Source organism: Streptomyces spororaveus (assembly GCF_016755875.1).
Lineage (GTDB): Bacteria > Actinomycetota > Actinomycetes > Streptomycetales > Streptomycetaceae > Streptomyces > Streptomyces spororaveus.
This window is the reverse complement of record NZ_BNED01000005.1, coordinates 8,132,752-8,148,875: the sequence shown is the minus strand read 5'-3', so window position 1 is coordinate 8,148,875 and position 16,124 is coordinate 8,132,752. Positions and strand designations below refer to the sequence as shown.

Sequence of the window (16,124 nt, the reverse complement as noted above, 5' to 3'; positions counted from 1 at the left end):
CGTGCCCGACAACGCAGCGAGGTGCGGTGCCAGGCGTCGCGGGGCAGGCGGGACTTTGCGGACACGGCCTAAGGTGTGTCGAGCAGCGGCAGGGCGGGGAAGGTGTGGTCCTGCCAGATCCGGCGGGAGGCCTCCTCCGGGTAGGCGGTGAGGGTCGTGCGGGTGCCGAAGAGCTGTACGAGGCGCTGCCCGGTGTCGTAGGCGGGCCAGCCGGGGTCGCCGTGGGCGGCGAACTCCGTCCACGCGCCCCGCATGCGTGCGGACAGCTCCTCCGCCTCCGGGAACGGGCTCTCGCCGATGAGCACGGCGGGTTGACCGCGATCCAGGTTGCCGAAGACCAGCGGCACGTCGAGGCCGTGGCAGGCACCGAGGACTCCGCCCATGCCCGGGGCGGGCCAGGTCAGCTCGTAGGCGTGGGCACGGCCGCCCCCGGCGGTCTGGGCCTCGGCGAGGTGGAGGGACGGCATGCGGAACAGCCAGTCGGAGCCGACGAGTTCGTAGAGCTCGTCGGGGCCCGCGGTCGGATAGGCCTCGTGGTAGCGGTGTGCGGCGTCCTGACCCGGTCCGAAGACGTGCAGGGCGGTCTCGGCCCGCGCCGGGGTGACCTGGCCGAGCAGTCCGTCGAGCGCGGTGAGCAGCCGCGTCTCGTCGCGGGTGTGGCCGACGAGGAGTTCGACGGCCCGGGCGGCGCCGTCGGCCAGGGCCTCCCACGGCGTGACGGGCAGGGTCTCGCCGTCGACGACCGGCGAGAACGGGATCGCCCGGTGCGCGGCCGCGCCCCAGCGATCGGCCCACTGGACCATCTTGGTGGCGACCGCGTCCCCTGCGGCGGACAGCCGGGCGGGATCCACTGCGGAGAGGTCGGCCACGGTGGGCCGCAGACCCAGTTCGGCGGCGCAGGCGGCGGCGATGTCGGCGGCGAGATCCGGCGTGAAGAAGGTGCCCGGCACGCTCTGCGCCACGGCCCGGCCGAAGAGGCCGGCCGCCCGCGGCATCGCCAGCAGGGCGGCGACCGATCCGGCTCCCGCCGACTGGCCGAAGACGGTGACGCGGCCCGGGTCACCGCCGAAGGCCCGGATGTTGTCGCGCACCCACTCCAGGGCGGCGACCTGGTCCAGCAGGCCCCGGTTGGCGGGCGCGCCCTCGATCTGCCCGAACCCTTCCAGGCCGACGCGGTAGTTGAACGTCACCACGACGACGCCGCCGTCACGCGCCAGGCGGCCTCCGTCGTACTCGGACAGGCCCGACATGCCGATCGTGTAGGCGCCGCCCTGGATCCACACCATCACCGGCAGCCCCGCGCGCGGGTCCGGCTCGGGCGCCCAGACGTTGGCCGTGAGCCAGTCGTCGCCCGCCGCGTCCCGGGCCAGCGCGTCCATGCCGAAATGGGCGCCCTGTGGGGGCGGCGGGCCGTACGACACCGCCGGCCGCACCCCGTCCCATCCCCGTACGGGCCTCGGCGGGGCGAAACGCAGCGGGCCTACGGGCGGCTCGGCGAAGGGGATGCCGCGGAAGACCGCCACGCCCTCCTCCCGGGCGCCGCGCAGCACCCCGCCCGCCACTCGGACCTCCGGCCGCGAGCCGGGGACCCCGGATGCGTCAACGCTCATGACAGCTCCCCCACTGGGCGTCCTGGACGACCCGAATCATTGCGCTGCCGCCCGGCGCGCGCCAACGATTTAGGGAGGCACGGGGCGGGGCCGGGGCCCGGCACGAAAGAGACGGCCTAGGTCCAACTGTGTATGGCGGGGCCGGGGGCCGGTTGCGAGACTGCCGGGATGGAAGAGTTTTCGGCGTCACGGGTTGACGCGTACCTGCGGCGGATCGGGGCGGAGCGGCCCGGGTCGGCGAGTCTGGCGGCCCTGCGCGACCTGCACCTGCGGCACCTGCGGACCGTCCCCTTCGAGAGCCTGTCCATCCACCTGGGCCAGGAGATCGTGCTGGACGGGGAGGCGCTCCTCGACAAGCTGCTGCTCGGTGGCCGCGGCGGGTTCTGTTACGAGCTGAACGGCGCGTTCGCGCTGCTGTTGCGCTCCCTCGGCTACCGGGTGGAGCTCCTGCAGGCCCGGGTGCACTCGCCGGACGGCGGGCAGGGCGTTCCCTACGATCACCTGGCGCTGCGCGTGGAGTGCGAGGATGGCCGCCCCTGGCTGGTGGACGTGGGCTTCGGCGACCACAGCCACTTCCCGCTGGACTTCGACGAGCCGGGCGAGCAGTCCGACCCGGGCGGGGTGTTCCGGATCGGGCCGGCCGGTGGCCCGGAGGGGGACCTCGACGTCCTTAAGGACGGCGTGCCCCGGTACCGGCTGGAGACCCGCCCCCGGGTGCTGTCCGACTTCGTGACCGGCGCGTGGTGGCACAGCACCTCGCCCGCGTCCGGTTTCACCCGCAAGCCGGTGTGCTCGCTGCTGACGGAGACGGGCCGGATCACCCTCAGCGACCGGGTGCTGACGGTGACGGCCGACGGGGAACGGACCGCGCGGACCCTGGCCGACGACGCCGCGGTCCTGGCGGCGTACCGCACCCACTTCGGCATCGACCTGCCCCGCGTCCCGGTTCCCCTCCACCCCCGCCCATGACGGCAGGGCACGGGCAGTGCACGGGGCTGACGGTGCGTACGGGACGCGGGCGGCGTCAGCCGCGTTCGAAGGCGTGCGAGTGGCCGATGACGGCGAAGCCCCGGCGCTCGTACCAGTGGCGCGGCCAGTCCGCGGCATCGGCCGTCAGGAAGCGGAAGTCGCTGCCGTGGGCGGCGGCCAGGTGCAGGGCGCCCGCCAGGACGGCGTCGGCGTAGCCGCGTCCGAGGTGGGCCTCCGAGGTGATCAGGTCCTCGATCTGGGCCGTGCCGGTCGCCGGGTCGACGTAGAGGTCGGCCCATGAGGCGACTTCGCCCGTCCCGGCGCGGGCGCCGACGAACCGTACGATGTCCGCCCCGCGCCGACGGGCCTCGCGCCGGTCGACGAGCTGGCGCACGACCTCGTCGTCGGCGTCCGGGAGGAAGCCCCGCCAGCGCCGGGCCAGCGGCCCGCGCAGCGCGTCGAGGTCCACCTCCTGCGCGGGTCCGGCGTCCGGCACCGGTCCGGTGTGCAGCATGACCAGGTAGGTGGAGTGGGTGTACCCGGCCCGGATCAGCGGCTCCGCGCACGCCTTGCCGGTGTCGTCGTCGAGTACGGAGATCAGCCGGTGCGGCAGATGCCCCAGGGCCTCCTCCGCGAGGGCGGGCAGCGCCTCGGGGTCGACGGCCGCGTCGATGAGGACCTGGTTGTTCGCCCGGGACTGCGCGAACGCGTCGTCGTACACGGCGAACCCGCCCGGAACGGCCGCGGTGTGCGCGGCCTGGCGGCGGGCGAAGTCCGACAGGAAGGCGTTGACGCGCTGAATCGGGGGCTCGTCCGGTCGCGCCGTCGGTGTGCCCGGTGATGTGGCTCGCATGTTCGAGATGGTGCGCTGACATGCCGCCGAGGTAAAGCTGTTTTCGGTTGGCTTCGGCACTGTCCTCGGGCGTGTGTCGGAAGTGACTTGAGGGGCTGTCGGTTGGTCAGTCCCGCGGCAGGGCGGCGAGCCAGCGGTCGTCCTGGAACTCGGCAGGGACTTCGTCCTCCGACGGATCGATCCCACGGCGTTCGAGCTCGTCGAACCATCGGTCCCGCTGTGAGTCGGGGAGGTGCCGTCCGCACCAGGGGCAGAACCCGACGGTGATGCTCGACGTGCCGCCGTCGTGGACGATCAGCCCGTACTCCTGGAACCTGGCACTGAAGTCGATCAGCGCGTCCGGACAGGCGAAGGGATCGTCGTGCTGGTCACAGCGCACGTTCACGCGGCGGCTCATCACCTCGCAGCAGTGGTTGGTCATGACCTCGGCTTCTCGTTCATCGGCACCCTGCCCAGAAGTAGATCACGGACTGTGATGACCACCGGGTGGCAGGGCCCGGGCCGACGCCACACGCACTAGTCGCCGCGCTCGGACTCCTCGTAGAGCCGTTGGGCGAAGGCGCCGAGGGCCGTTCCGTAGCTCGCCTCGTCGTCGCTGATGACGTTCACCGCGACGACGCTGCCCTCGGCAGGGTCACCCGAGAGGTACGGGCCGCCGCTCGACCCCCTCCCCATGACGCAGGGAACGCGCAACAGGGTGTTCCTCTCCGTCCAGGTGGTGACGCCCGAGCAGTACAGGACCCGGTTCGTGTACGGGTAGCCGAAGAAGTTCGCCTCCGTGCCCGGTTTCGCGGTGAAGGAGATCGGCTGGACACCGGTGAACTCGGAGATGTTCCGCCCGTCGGGGCCGGGGTTCATCTCCAGCATGGCGACGTCCCGTCCGTACCTCTCCCAGTCCTCGGCCATCCGCACCCGGCGCACCGTGAAACCACCGGCGGGCCCTGCTCCGTTCTCGTACCCCGGAAGGAAGTAGAGGCCCTGGTCCCAGGTGGCCTTGCTCGCGGGAGCACCTTCGACCGATGTCCTGACGCAGTGCGCGGCGGTGATCACGGTGCGGCGGCCGACGACCGTTGCCGTGCAGGCACCGGAGCCGCCGTCCGCGCCCGACGCGTAGACCCGGCCGACCGTACGGGCTATCGAGCCGCCGCCCTGCCACGCGGGCTGGACCAGGTCGTCCTTGGCGTCCAAGCGGGCCACGGCCGCGATGCCGCCACCGGTCCAGTGGTCCTCGGCCGCGCGGCGGTCCTCCACGCGGCCGGCCTCGTCGTGGACGACGATGCCCGTGTCGGCGGGTGCGGGACCGTCACGTCCTTCCGTCAGCAACGGGCCGCAGCCCGTGCTCCCCGCCAGAGTGAGGACGGCCGCGGCAGCCGCTCCCCATGTACGCGTGTTCCCCATGCCCCTGATATCCCTTGTTCCGGTTCCCCGTGCACCGCCGCCCAGCCCATGGAAGTACGGGAAGCGGCCTGCTCCGGTCGCTGCCCGACTGCTGCGCACGGGCGCGGTCGATCACCGCGCAGAGCCTACGAGAGCCCGGCAGGGCCCACACGACCGGGTGGCCGGGTTCCGCGCTTGCCGGGCGCGCCCCCCGTGGTCGAGGCGTCGGCGGGACGCATGACGGAGCCGGGCCGGGTAACACGCCGTCCATGAGCAACGCACGCACTCCCGGTGTAAGAGCCGGCAGCCTCCTCCTTTTGCTGCCTTTGCAGGCGGCCTCGGTCGCGGGTCTGGGACTGCTGGTGACCGGTCCGCTCGCCGGCCGGTGGCCGCTCTCGGCGGAGGACGACGTCAACCGGGCCCTGGCGGACCGGCGAGGGGACCTCGCCACCGCGCTCTCGGACGCGGTGTCCCTGCTGGCCGGCACCGAGAGCGTCATCGCGCTGGCGCTCGTCGCCGTGCTGGCCCTGCTGCTGGTCCCCCGGGTCCGCCGGTGGCGGGATGCCGTGTTCCTGGCCGGGGCCGTGGCTGCCCAGTCCGCCGTTTTCCTGTTCGTCACCACGGTGGTGGGCCGTGCCCGGCCCGACGTACCGCACCTGGACGCGGCGCCGCCGACCTCCAGCTTCCCCTCCGGGCACGTCGGGGCTGCCACGGCGCTCTTCGGCGGGCTGGCCGTACTCGCGGCCGGGCGGTTGCGCGGGGCCCGGCGCGGCCTGGTGGTGGGCCTGCTCCTGCTGGTCCCGCCGGCGGTGGCGGTCTCCCGGGTGTACCGGGGCATGCACCACCCCTCGGACGTGCTGGTGGGGCTGCTGAACGGGGGGTGCACCCTGCTGGTGATGGCGTACGCGCTGCTCCTGTCCGCCCCCGGTACGGGCACCCGGGCGGGCTTTCCCGCGCCCCGGAACCGCCCGGACGACGCCGACGGCTCCACCCGGCCGTCAGCTGCCGCTCTCGATCCCTCCGCCCCCTGCGGTGAACGGGCCGTGCCGCGCCGGGTCGTGGTGGTCCGTCACCCGCACGGCTGCGGTGACGGCGCGGCCGCCCGGGTGCGGGCCCTGCTGCACCTCCACGGCTACACCGGCCAGGTGTGGACCGCGACCACCGCCGACGAGCCGGCGGGGGCACTCGCCGCCCACCTGGCCGAGGCGGAGACCGCCCTGGTGGTGGTCTGCGGAGGCGACGGCACGGTACGGGCCTGCGCCGACGTGCTGTCAGGCGGCGCGATCCCGCTGGCGATCGTCCCCTGCGGCACCGGCAATCTCCTCGCCCGCAACCTGGGGCTGCCCTCCGATCCCGACACGGCCCTGCGGGAGGCCCTGGCCGGGACGGCCGTCGGTCTCGACGTGGGCCGCGTGCACGGTGACGGACTCGCGCCGACCCGGTTCACGGTCATGGCCGGAGCCGGGTTCGACGCCGCGATGGTCCGGGACGCCTCCGCCCGGCTCAAGAAGCGCCTGGGCTGGGCCGCGTACGTGCTCTCGGCCCTGCGCCACCTCGGCGATCCGCGGATGCGTCTGTCGGTCCGGCTCGACGGAGGTGCTCCGCTGGAGCGGCGGGCCCGCATGGTCGTCCTCGGCAACGTCGGCTCCCTGCAGGGCGGGCTGCCCCTCCTGCCGGACGCCCGCCCCGACAGTGGCCGGCTGGAGGTGGTGCTCCTCGATCCGCGGGGCGTCGCGGGATGGCTCGCGGCGGCCAGGCACCTGCTGACCCCTTCGGCGGCGCAGACTCCCGGGCCGCGCCGGTCCCCCGGCCAGGACCGCCGGGCGGTGCACGGGGCGTTGGAGTACTTCAGCGCCGAGCGGATCGACCTGCGCTTCGCCCGGCCCCAGCCGCGCGAGCTCGACGGCGACGCCATCGCCGCCGGAACCCGGCTGACCGCCGAGGTCGAGCCGGGCGCGCTGCGCGTCTGCCTGCCGGGACCCGGGCCGGTCGGCGCACCGGGCGCGGCCGGGGTGACCGGGACGGCCGGCGCGGCCGGGGATCCCGACGGGGCGCGGCGCGCGGCCCGCCCACCCGCGCGGACCGGCCGACCGGACGGGGCGCACTGACATGGGCACCGCCACACGGGTACCGCAGCGCAGCGAAGTGGAGGCGGCGGAGGCCGAACAGCGGATACGGGGCGAGGAGCTCTCGGCCGAGGAGGCGTGGGCCGCGCTGCGCCGCTACGGCGGCTGGAACCTCGTACGGGACTCCTTCGTACGGTTCCGGTACGCCGACGGGTTCAGCCACTCCCGGGCCCTCGCCCTCCAGACGGTCCTCGCGATCCTGCCGCTCGCCATCGCGCTCATCGGCCTGTCCGGCGTACTGCACACCGAGGACATCGGGCGGATCGGGGAGCTGACGATCCGCCGGCTCGTCAGCGGACCCAGCCAGGACGTCGTGGACGACGCCCTGCGGGAGAGCCGCCGCCAGGCCGGGGACGGCGGCGAGGTGGCCCTCTGGCTGGGTCTGCTGTTCTCGATCGCCAACGTGACCACCGGTATGTGCCAGGTCGAGCGCGGCGCCAACCGGATCTACGGCGTGGAGCGCGACCGCCCCTTCCTGCACAAGTACACCCGCGGCCTGGTGATGGCGCTGTCGGCGGGGCTGCCCCTCGGACTCGCCTTCTCGGTCACCGTGCTCGGCTCCGACCTGAGTCTCGCGATGACGGAGGTGTACCACCTGGGACCGACGGCTCACCGGACGTGGGACGTGCTGCGCTGGCCGGTGGGCATCCTGCTGGCCGTGGTGGCCACCAGCGCCGTCTTCCGCCGCTCCCCGCGCCGTACCCAGCCGGGCTACACCTGGCTCGCCTTCGGCTCCGCGGTCTACCTGGTGCTGTGGCTCGGCGCGACGTGGGCGCTGAGTCTGTACGTCGGGGCCAACAGCTCCTTCACCACCGTGTACGGGCCGCTCAGCGCGTTCATGGCGCTGATGCTGTGGTCCTACCTCACCTCACTCGCCCTCTTCCTGGGCCTGTCCTTCGCGGCCCAGCTGGAAGCCCTGCGGGCGGGTGTGGCCGAGCCGGTCACAGCGGACCCCGGTGTCTGAGGCACGTCTGGGGCACCGCCCCAGGGGCCTGCCGGCCTCCGCCCCACCGCACGAGGAAAGGAACCCCACCGACCATGACGGAGCGATCCGAGCGATCCGACCGGCCCGGGCTCCGGCCCCGAGCCCGGCGACTGCTCGCGCGGCCGGTGTCCGGGCGGACCGGGCCCGACGCCCGGTTCGGTACGCGCCTGCTGGCGACGTCGGCCGCGACCGCGCTGGCGGCTGTGCCCTTCTCCCTCGCGCTGGTCCTGGTGGAGTCGCGGTGGCCGCCGCTGCGCCGACTCGACCAGGGCGCAGCCGAGTGGCTGCACCGCACCGCACTCGACCACCCGGCGTGGGTACGGATGCTCGAGTTCCTCACGCACGTCGCCTGGGGGCCGCTGACCATGCGGCTCCTGGTGGCCGCGGTGGTGGTGTGGCTGCTGTGGCAACGGGCGATACGGCTGGCCGCCTGGGCGTCCGTGACCGCCGTCGCGGGGGGTCTGGTGGGCCTGCTGGCGAAGAACGCGGTCGAGCGCGCCCGGCCGCACCTGCCCGACCCGGTCTCCCAGGCGCCCGGCTTCTCCTTCCCCTCCGGGCACGCCATGACGGCCACCACTTCCTGCGCTGTACTGCTGCTGGTCCTGCTCCCGCTGGTGCCGCGCGGGTGGCGCCCGGCGGCCTGGGCGCTCGCGGTGAGCGCGGTGCTCGGCGTCGGCGGCACACGGGTGGCGCTCGGCGTGCACTGGGTGAGCGACGTGGTCGGAGGCTGGCTGCTCGGCCTCGCCGTGGTCACCGCCACCACCCTGGCCTTCGAGGCATGGCGCGGTGACGTCGGCCGCCCCCTCACCACGCCCGCCCAGGGCCTGGAACCGGAGCTGGTGACGGCCCACCCGGAACCGCCCGCCGGAGGCAGGGACGTCGGCCGGCCCCGATCCTGATCCCGATGGCTCGGGTGGGGTCCCGGTGTCGGAAACGTGCTCCGCGCGCCGGCGACGTTCATCCCGCTGGTGATCAGGGGCGGCGGCGGTCACAGGCGGAGGATGACCAGCGCCGTGTCGTCGGTGATGCCGCCCGCGGGGATGAGCTCGGCCAGCAGGGCGTCGGCGAGGACTTCGGGGCCGGCCGTGCGGTGGCGTACGAGGGCGTCGGCGAGCCTGCCCAGGCCGACGTCGATGTCCTCGCGGCGGCGTTCGATGAGCCCGTCGGTGTAGAGGACGAGGGTGGAGCCCGCGGCGAAGGCGAGCTGCTCCTCGGGGCGGCGGGTGTGTTCGGGCCGGGCGCCGAGCGGGGGGTCGGTGGCCTGGTCGAGGAAGGTGACCGTGCCGTCGGGGTGGCAGAGCAGGGGCGGGGGGTGGCCGGCGCTGCTGTACGTGAGGGTGCCGCTGGTCCAGTCGATGAAGACGGACACGGCGGTGGTCGATTCGGCGCCGTCGATGTCACGGGCGTACAGGCCGAGGACCTCCAGGGCCTGGGCCGGGCCCTCCGCGACGCGCGAGGCGGCCGACAGGGCGCTGCGGAGCTGCCCCATGACGCCGGCCGCGCGCAGTCCGCTGCCGACGACGTCCCCGACGGCGACAGCGGTACGCCCGGGCTGGTCGACGAGGTCGTACCAGTCTCCGCACACGTTCAGGGCCACGATGGCGGGCCGGTAGCGCACGGCGGCCTGGTGGTGTCCGAGCGGGTGGGGCGCGGGCAGCAGCGACTCCTGGAGGTGGACGGCCACCTCCCGCTCACGGGCGTGGGTGCGCCGCAGGCGTTCGTTGACCGCCTGGAGCTCGCGGGCCCGGGTGTAGAGCTCGGCCTCCAGCACCTGGGCGGCACGGTCCCGGCCGCTGGGGCCGCCGCGGGCCCGGATCAGCTCCGTGACCTCCTCCACGCGGTGCAGCAGCAGGGCCACCGAGCCGTCGGCGGCGAGGACGGGGACGTTGACGGGGCTCCAGTAGCGCTCCTGCCACAGCCCGGACCCGTCGGGGTCCTCCACGTCGTAGCGCTGCACCGCCATGGTGTCGGGCTCGGCGGTGGCCGCGACCCGTTCCAGGGAGGCGCGCAGGTTGCGCATGCCGGTCGCGGCCGGATCGGCGGGGTTGTCGGGGAAGACGTCGAACAGGTAGCGGCCGATGATCTGCCCGCGGGTACGGCCGGACGCCTCCAGGAAGGACTCGTTGACGTCCAGGTACACCAGGTCAGGGGTCAGCAGGGCGACCGCGCCCGGAAGGGCGTGGAACACCGCCTCGTAGTCGATCCCTGATCCGTCCACGTCCACCTGTTCGCGCGCCACCGCCGGGTCATGAGCTCGCTTCCACGATAGGTGCGAGCGCCGGAGGCGGGCCCGTCGTCGGCCCCGGCATTGAGCCGTTCGGATCAATGCCGGGGCGGCGCGGGCGACGCGGGCGGCGCGGCGCCGGACGGCACGGCGCGGGCGGCTCAGGGGGCGATGGGCAGCTGTCGCTTGTGTTCGGTGAGCCGGTAGCGGGCGACGATCGCCGCGAAGGCGGTCCCCTCGACGGGCTTGCCCTCCAGCAGGTCGTCGATGTCGTCGTAGCTGACGCCCAGCGCGTCCTCGTCGGGCTTGCCCGGGTCGAGCGTCTCCAGGTCCGCGGTGGGGGTCTTGTGCACCAGCTGGGCGGGCGCGCCCAGCTCCTCCGCGAGGGCGCGTACCCGCCGCTTGGTGAGGCCGGTGAGCGGGACGACGTCGGCCGCGCCGTCGCCGAACTTGGTGAAGAAGCCGGAGACCGCCTCGGCGGCGTGGTCCGTGCCGACCACCAGGCCCTCGTGCGCCCCCGCCACCGTGTACTGGGCGATCATGCGCTGCCGGGCCTTGATGTTCCCGTGCACGAAGTCCTGGTGGTGCGCGTCGCGGAAGACCGTGCCGCCGGCCAGGGCCGCTTCCAGGGCGGCGTCGCTCGCGGACTTCACGTCCACGGTCAGGACCCGGTCGGCCCGGATGAAGTCCAGCGCCAGCTGCGCGTCCTTCTCGTCGGCCTGGGTCCCGTAGGGCAGTCGCATCGCGAAGAACGTCGCTTCGTGTCCGGCGGCGCGCGCCCGCTCGACGGCGAGCTGGCACAGCCGGCCGGCGGTCGTGGAGTCCACACCGCCGCTGATGCCCAGGACCAGGGCGCGCAGGCCCGTGGAGGTCAGTCGCCCGGCGAGGAAGGCCACTCGGCGCTCGATCTCCTGCCGTGCGTCGAAGGACGCGGTCACCTGGAGGTCGCGGGCGATCTCCTGCTGCAGGGATATGGGCGCCAGGTCGGTCACGGTTGCTCCTCGCTCGGGCCCGTGCGCGGGTCGGCACGCGCCGCCCGGCCGGGGTCACAGTCACGTGTACGGGACGGAAGCACTCTAGAGGAAGGGCGGGAGGCCGTGGGCCGGAGCCCTTGGCACGGGCTCTTCGCCCGGGGCACCGGACCGGACGGGTGGTGTCGGTGGCCCGTGCGACGATGCGAAGCATGATCGTCTCGCTCGATGCCCTGCTGCCCGGCTCCGGCCCGCACACCTCCACCACGTACGCCGACTGGGTCACCGCCCACGACCCGGGTGCGGCCGGGCTCGCGCGGGACCTGGTCGCGGACGTGCTCGGCGAGCTCGCCCGGTCCCGGGAGAAGCCCGGCCGGTTCGTCGACTCGATGACGGCGCGGGCGCGGCGGCTGCCGCCGGCGCATCTGCCGTGGTTCTGGGACACGGTGGGCCATCGCCTGATCGGCTACGGGAGCCGGCCGGGCGGGCGGGCCTACGCGGCGGCGCGCGCGGCCGAGGCCGAGCACGGGCTGCCGGTGGATCCCGGATACCGCCGGGCCAACGCCCTGCTGTTCGCGGCGGGCGGGGCCATGCCGGCCAAGGAGTTCGGGGCGCATCAGCGCTTCCTCGCCGAGACCCTCGATCCGGCGGCGGCGCACACGGCCCTGGAGGAGTTCCTGACCGCCTGGGCGGGCTCGCGGGCGGACCTGCCGGCGGATCTCGTGCGCCGGGTACGGGCGTCGGCCAGGGCGGCCGGGTACGGGGACGGCGAGGCCGCACGGATGGTGGGCGCGATCCTGTCGGTCACCCGCGGGAAGTCGGTGCCCGAGGCGCTGCTGACCGCCGCGGGGGCCGTCCTGACGGCCCATCCGCAGACGGACGCCGTCCTGGCCGGACTGGTCGAGGTCTTTCCGGCCGGGGTCACCGACGGCGGCGCCTGGCTGCGGATGCTGATGGGCTGCGGCGCGACGGAGGCGATGGCGGCCGGCCGGGTGGTGCCGGAGGGCGGGCTGGCGCACTGGGTCGGACAGTTCGTCCGTATGTACCAGTACGCGCTGCAGTCCGGCGGCGGCGTCGCCCGGCAGCCGCTGCCGGCGGAATTCCTCGACCTGGTCGGCCGGTTGGGACCGCGGCTGCGGACGGCGGGCGGTCCGGTCGCGGTGCACACCACCCGCTACCACTACCAGGGCTTCGACGCGGACGTGCTGGACGCCTGCCTGGCGGCCGGGGTCGCGGTGGTCGACCCCGGCGAGGAGGTCCGGATGCGCTTCTGGGGGGAGCGGTCCCGGCGGGACCTCGTCGCGCTGGCCGCGGACCCGGTGTTCGGCCCGCGGCTGGAGGGGACGGTCCATGCCGATCTGCTCCCGGACCACTGGACCGCGCGCGGGCGTCGCACCGGGTCCGCGGCGACGCTGCTGCCGGGCAACGAGGGCATCGCCCACGAGGTGGCCGCCCGGGTCGGCAGGCTCGTCGGCACGGTCGGGGGCGGCGGCGTCGCGGGGGCCGAGGAAGCCGTGGCCGAGCTGGAGACCCTCCTGGACCGGCCGACGGTGACGGCCCTCGGCGGGATCGTGGACGCCTTCGCCGAGGCCGGCGCGGCGGGCACGCTGCGGCGCTCGCTGGCGGCCGGTCTCCCGGAGGAGCTGGCCTGGCCCGCCCTGGAGTCGGTGTACGCGCAGTTCGCGGAGTCCGCCCGGGCCGCCGGGCCCGCCGGGCCGGCTCCGGCCACCGAGCCCGCGGCGGACGCGGCTCTGCCGGGCGTGGCCGGCGTGACCTGTACCTGGCCGGTGCTGACGGTGTTCGGGCGCGACCGGGCGGTCGCCGTCGCCCCGGACGGGGAGCGGGGCTCCTGCCGGTTCACGGTTCCCGCGGACGCGACGATGTTCGCCGTGCACTACGTGGGCGGTTCCTTCCTGGTGAGCTGGACCCTCAAGCCGAACCCCTACTACTGCGACACCGCCGTCTGGGCCGAGCGTCCCGAGGAGCCGTTCGAGCCGGCGGAGGTGGGCGGCCTGGTGCCGTTCGGCGGCAGTCTGGACGGGGCGTACGGCTTCCAGTTCGAGACCGCCGACGGGGGCGGGCGCCACGGCGGCCTGGGCGTGCTGCGCCCGGGCAGCCGGGCGGGCATCGACCGCGAGGAACTGCTGCTCGGCGACGGCTCCCGGATCTGGACCAACGCCGTCTTCGGGAGGCAGCCCTGGGAGGTGGTGGATCCGGTCACCGGCGAGCGGCGCGGAGCCGTGGCGCTGCCGGACTTCCCCGGCCGTGCTCCGAGCGCCGATCCGGGTACGGAGCCGTCGGAGGCGGGGATGAGCCTGGCCTCGGAGGCGCTGCAGCTGGCGCCGCTGCCCGCCGGGCTGTCGGGCTCCCCGCTGGGCAGCCGCGACGGGCTGGTCGGGACGCGCGTGCTGTTCCGTACCCTGCACCGCGACCACGCGCCCGACCACTACCTGGTGGAGAGCGTGGACGGGCGTACCGCGCGCTTCGACATCGACCGGCCGGGGCAGGAGCCGTGGGGGCTGTGGGCCGCTCCGGAGGGCGCGGTCGAGGACGTGGTCCTGGCCGAGGCGCAGACCCGTACAGGCGTGCGCGCGTACACCGCGGACGGCGTCCTGCTGTGGGAGCTGGACGGGCACCACTCGCCCAGTCATCCGCGGGTGAGGCCGGCCCGGCGGGTTACCGTGTCGCGGGGCGTGGCCCTGCCGCCCGCCTTCTGGTACCTGCTGCGCACGCGGGACCCGGCCGGGTCGCGTGCGCTGCGGAGCGTGGCAGGGCGGACCGCGGAGACGTTGCTGACGGCCGCCCTCACGGGCGAGGAGGCGCTGCGCGCCGCCGTGGCCCGGGAGCTGCCGGAGGTCACCGATCCGGTACTGGTCGACGGGGTCGTGACGGTGGCCGCGCGGGCGGCCCGGGTGGAGGAGCGGCGCCGGGCCCTGCACCGGCGCGTGTCCCTGCTCGCCGGGGCGCCGCCGGTCGTGCCGCGCCGGTCCGCGCGGGACACCGAGCTGCTGCCCGCGCTGTACGGGCTGGTCTCGGCCGAGGAGGACGACGCACGCCGGCGTACCCGGGACGTGGCCCTGCCGGCGACGCTGAGCGCGCTCGCTTCCGACGGTGCCTGCCTGGCCGGAACGATCGTGGAGGAGGTGCGGCGGCTGTCTCCGCCCGCGCCGCCGCGCGACTGGTCGCAGCTGCTGGGTTCGATCGACGCCGCGGCGTGGCGGGCGGCCGTGGCGCCGACCGCGGACGGGGACCGGGCCGCTCTGCTCGCGCTGCTCGACACCTGGGCCGACCAGCCGTTCGCCCGTTCGGGCAGCCGTTGGTGGGTGGGCCGGACGAGCGACCCGGCGGCCCTGGACGGGCTGCGGGCGGGCGGGACCCCGGTGGCTTCCGCCGCGCTGCGGGCCGGTGGGTCGACGTGCTGGTTCGTGGCGGCCGCGGCCGGGGATCCGGAGGGCGACGCGGTACCGGCGGCGGTCGGGCAGGCCCGCCCGGTCCGGGTGCGGCGGGACGATGCCGTCCGGCTCCGGGCTCTGGTGGAGGCGGTCGGGACGCACGGGCCGGTTCCGGTGCCCGAGTCGGCGGCCGCGCGCTTCGCGGAACTGACCGGTGTCCGGCGGGCCGTGGCCCGGCTCGTGGTGGCCGGTCTGGTCGGCCGGGCCGACCGGGACGAGGACCGCGCCCTGGTGGGCAAGGCCCCGTACCGGGCGAGCGCGATGACGGCCGATGCGTACGAGGAGCTGCGCGCGCGGCTCGGCGGCGCGGGGCGGCGGGCCGTCCTGGCCGCGGCCCTGCCCGACGACCCGGCCGAGCTGTGGCGGCCGGGCGGGGTCGAGTCGGCCGTGGAGCGGATGGCCGCGGTGTGGCGGGAGTTGCTCGGAGCCTCGGCCGCCGTGCACGACGAGGCGGCGGACGCCCTGGAGGCCGGCCTGGGGCTCGGCGAGGTGTGGGCCCGGCGGCTGGCGGGCGGCTACGGGGCCGTCGCGGACACGGACGTGGCCGCGTCCGGCTGGGAGTTGGCGGCCACCCGGTACGGCATCGGGGTGGAGGTCCGCGCGGTGCCCCCGGCCGGGCTCGAAGTGCCGCGGCGCACCCCGGTGGGCCTCGACCTCCGCGCGATGGCGAGCGCGCTGGTGTGGGCGTGGACGGACCGGCCCGTCGGGGATCCCGCGGTGGCCGGCGCGATGGACGTGTACGCGCGGCTGCGGGCCGAACTGGAGCGTCCGGAGCTGCTGCTGGCGCTGCCCGGCGGCCGGGTCCAGGACACCTCGGCGCGGATCGCGGAGCGGTTCGGGCCCGCACTGCTGCCGGTGGCGATGGACGACCGCAAGGAGGAGGGTCCGGTTCCGGTGACGGCGTACGGCTCCGGGCTGCTGGTGGTCTGCGCGCCCGGCGGTGCCTCGTTCCTGCGGCCCGCGGCGGTCGCCGACCCCGAGGCGTGGCGGCGGGTCCGTGAGGTCACCGACGTCGCGGAGGAGTTGGACCGGGTGGCGCCGCTGCTGGCGGGTGGCGGGCTGGAACGGATGATGCTGCGGGCCCGCTCCGGAAGCGTGCCGGCCGGTGCGTACGAGGCCGACCCGCGGCAGTCGTGCCCGGAGCTGGTGGCCGCGGTGGCGGCCGGGCTCGGCGTGGGCGCGGACGCTGCGGCGCTCTACCTCCAGGTGGCGGCTCTGGCCACGCCCACCGACAGGAACGTGCGCCGGTGGAACGGCTGGTCCGCGAAGCGGCACAAGGAGGTCCGCGCGGAACTCCTCGCCACCGGCGCGGTCGTGGAGGCCAAGCGGGCGCGGGCGGGCCGGACCGTGTTCCTGCCCGGGGAGTGGACCGAGCTCAAGGCCCCGAACCTGCCGCTGGAGACGGTGAAGCTGGCGAGCCACCGGGTGCGTCCGCTGTGGAGCGGGGCGGTCCACGCCCCCTTCGGCCGGGTGCTGCCGACGGCGCCCCTGCACGAGATGTTCGCGCAGGCCTGGGAGCGGAGGTCCGCCGGTCGCTGAAGGACAGCCGGTACTCGG

The 16,124-nt window shown here is 75.2% G+C and carries 11 protein-coding genes; 5 read left to right on the top strand and 6 right to left on the bottom strand.

From position 1 onward, the window contains the following. Positions 1–68 precede the first annotated feature (68 nt). Positions 69–1,610: a carboxylesterase/lipase family protein gene (locus tag Sspor_RS39250; protein ID WP_202203381.1), complete on the bottom strand. Its 1,542-nt coding sequence runs from the start codon at positions 1,608–1,610 to the stop codon at positions 69–71. Between the two features lie 168 nt (positions 1,611–1,778). Here Sspor_RS39250 and Sspor_RS39245 point away from each other — a divergent pair, with 168 nt between their 5' ends. Then, positions 1,779–2,579 (top strand): arylamine N-acetyltransferase family protein, encoded by an 801-nt coding sequence (locus Sspor_RS39245; RefSeq protein ID WP_237404238.1) that lies wholly within the window; start codon positions 1,779–1,781, stop codon positions 2,577–2,579. 55 nt (positions 2,580–2,634) lie between these two features. On the opposite strand, the gene Sspor_RS39240 is transcribed toward Sspor_RS39245, so the two are convergent. The 3 genes from Sspor_RS39240 to Sspor_RS39230 form a co-directional block, all read right to left on the bottom strand. Next, positions 2,635–3,432 (bottom strand): GNAT family N-acetyltransferase, encoded by a 798-nt coding sequence (locus Sspor_RS39240; RefSeq protein WP_202203379.1) that lies wholly within the window; start codon positions 3,430–3,432, stop codon positions 2,635–2,637. 106 nt (positions 3,433–3,538) lie between these two features. After that, positions 3,539–3,853 (bottom strand): DUF6980 family protein, encoded by a 315-nt coding sequence (locus Sspor_RS39235; RefSeq protein WP_202203378.1) that lies wholly within the window; start codon positions 3,851–3,853, stop codon positions 3,539–3,541. 95 nt (positions 3,854–3,948) lie between these two features. After that, a complete protein-coding gene (locus Sspor_RS39230; protein WP_202203377.1) occupies positions 3,949–4,830 on the bottom strand; it encodes a trypsin-like serine peptidase in 882 nt (293 codons plus the stop codon). Between the two features lie 248 nt (positions 4,831–5,078). Between Sspor_RS39230 and Sspor_RS39225 the strand changes: the two genes are divergently transcribed. The 3 genes from Sspor_RS39225 (at position 5,079) to Sspor_RS39215 (ending at position 8,819) form a co-directional block, all read left to right on the top strand. Then, positions 5,079–6,917: a bifunctional phosphatase PAP2/diacylglycerol kinase family protein gene (locus Sspor_RS39225; RefSeq protein WP_202203376.1), complete on the top strand. Its 1,839-nt coding sequence runs from the start codon at positions 5,079–5,081 to the stop codon at positions 6,915–6,917. Position 6,918: 1 nt separating this feature from the next. Beyond that, entirely contained in the window at positions 6,919–7,899 is a 981-nt protein-coding gene (locus Sspor_RS39220) for a YihY/virulence factor BrkB family protein (RefSeq protein WP_202203375.1), read from the top strand. Positions 7,900–7,973: 74 nt separating this feature from the next. Then, positions 7,974–8,819 (top strand): phosphatase PAP2 family protein, encoded by an 846-nt coding sequence (locus Sspor_RS39215; RefSeq protein ID WP_202203374.1) that lies wholly within the window; start codon positions 7,974–7,976, stop codon positions 8,817–8,819. A gap of 89 nt (positions 8,820–8,908) precedes the next feature. Here the strand turns inward: Sspor_RS39215 and Sspor_RS39210 are convergent, their stop codons facing one another. Both Sspor_RS39210 and nadE read right to left on the bottom strand, forming a co-directional pair. Further along, on the bottom strand, positions 8,909–10,159 hold the full coding sequence (locus tag Sspor_RS39210; protein WP_237404237.1) for a PP2C family protein-serine/threonine phosphatase: 1,251 nt from the start codon (positions 10,157–10,159) through the stop codon (positions 8,909–8,911). A 146-nt stretch (positions 10,160–10,305) separates the two neighbouring features. After that, a complete protein-coding gene (gene nadE, locus Sspor_RS39205; RefSeq protein ID WP_272934866.1) occupies positions 10,306–11,136 on the bottom strand; it encodes an NAD(+) synthase in 831 nt (276 codons plus the stop codon). 191 nt (positions 11,137–11,327) lie between these two features. Between nadE and Sspor_RS39200 the strand changes: the two genes are divergently transcribed. Beyond that, on the top strand, positions 11,328–16,106 hold the full coding sequence (locus Sspor_RS39200) for a hypothetical protein (RefSeq protein WP_202203373.1): 4,779 nt from the start codon (positions 11,328–11,330) through the stop codon (positions 16,104–16,106). Positions 16,107–16,124: the final 18 nt, after the last annotated feature.

Coding starts and splice junctions, on each gene's coding strand:
- Sspor_RS39250 (WP_202203381.1), bottom strand. CDS start 1,610: ATGAGCGTTGACGCATCCGGGGTCCCCGGCTCGCGGCCGGAGGTCCGA.
- Sspor_RS39245 (WP_237404238.1), top strand. CDS start 1,779: ATGGAAGAGTTTTCGGCGTCACGGGTTGACGCGTACCTGCGGCGGATC.
- Sspor_RS39240 (WP_202203379.1), bottom strand. CDS start 3,432: ATGCGAGCCACATCACCGGGCACACCGACGGCGCGACCGGACGAGCCC.
- Sspor_RS39235 (WP_202203378.1), bottom strand. CDS start 3,853: ATGACCAACCACTGCTGCGAGGTGATGAGCCGCCGCGTGAACGTGCGC.
- Sspor_RS39230 (WP_202203377.1), bottom strand. CDS start 4,830: ATGGGGAACACGCGTACATGGGGAGCGGCTGCCGCGGCCGTCCTCACT.
- Sspor_RS39225 (WP_202203376.1), top strand. CDS start 5,079: ATGAGCAACGCACGCACTCCCGGTGTAAGAGCCGGCAGCCTCCTCCTT.
- Sspor_RS39220 (WP_202203375.1), top strand. CDS start 6,919: ATGGGCACCGCCACACGGGTACCGCAGCGCAGCGAAGTGGAGGCGGCG.
- Sspor_RS39215 (WP_202203374.1), top strand. CDS start 7,974: ATGACGGAGCGATCCGAGCGATCCGACCGGCCCGGGCTCCGGCCCCGA.
- Sspor_RS39200 (WP_202203373.1), top strand. CDS start 11,328: ATGATCGTCTCGCTCGATGCCCTGCTGCCCGGCTCCGGCCCGCACACC.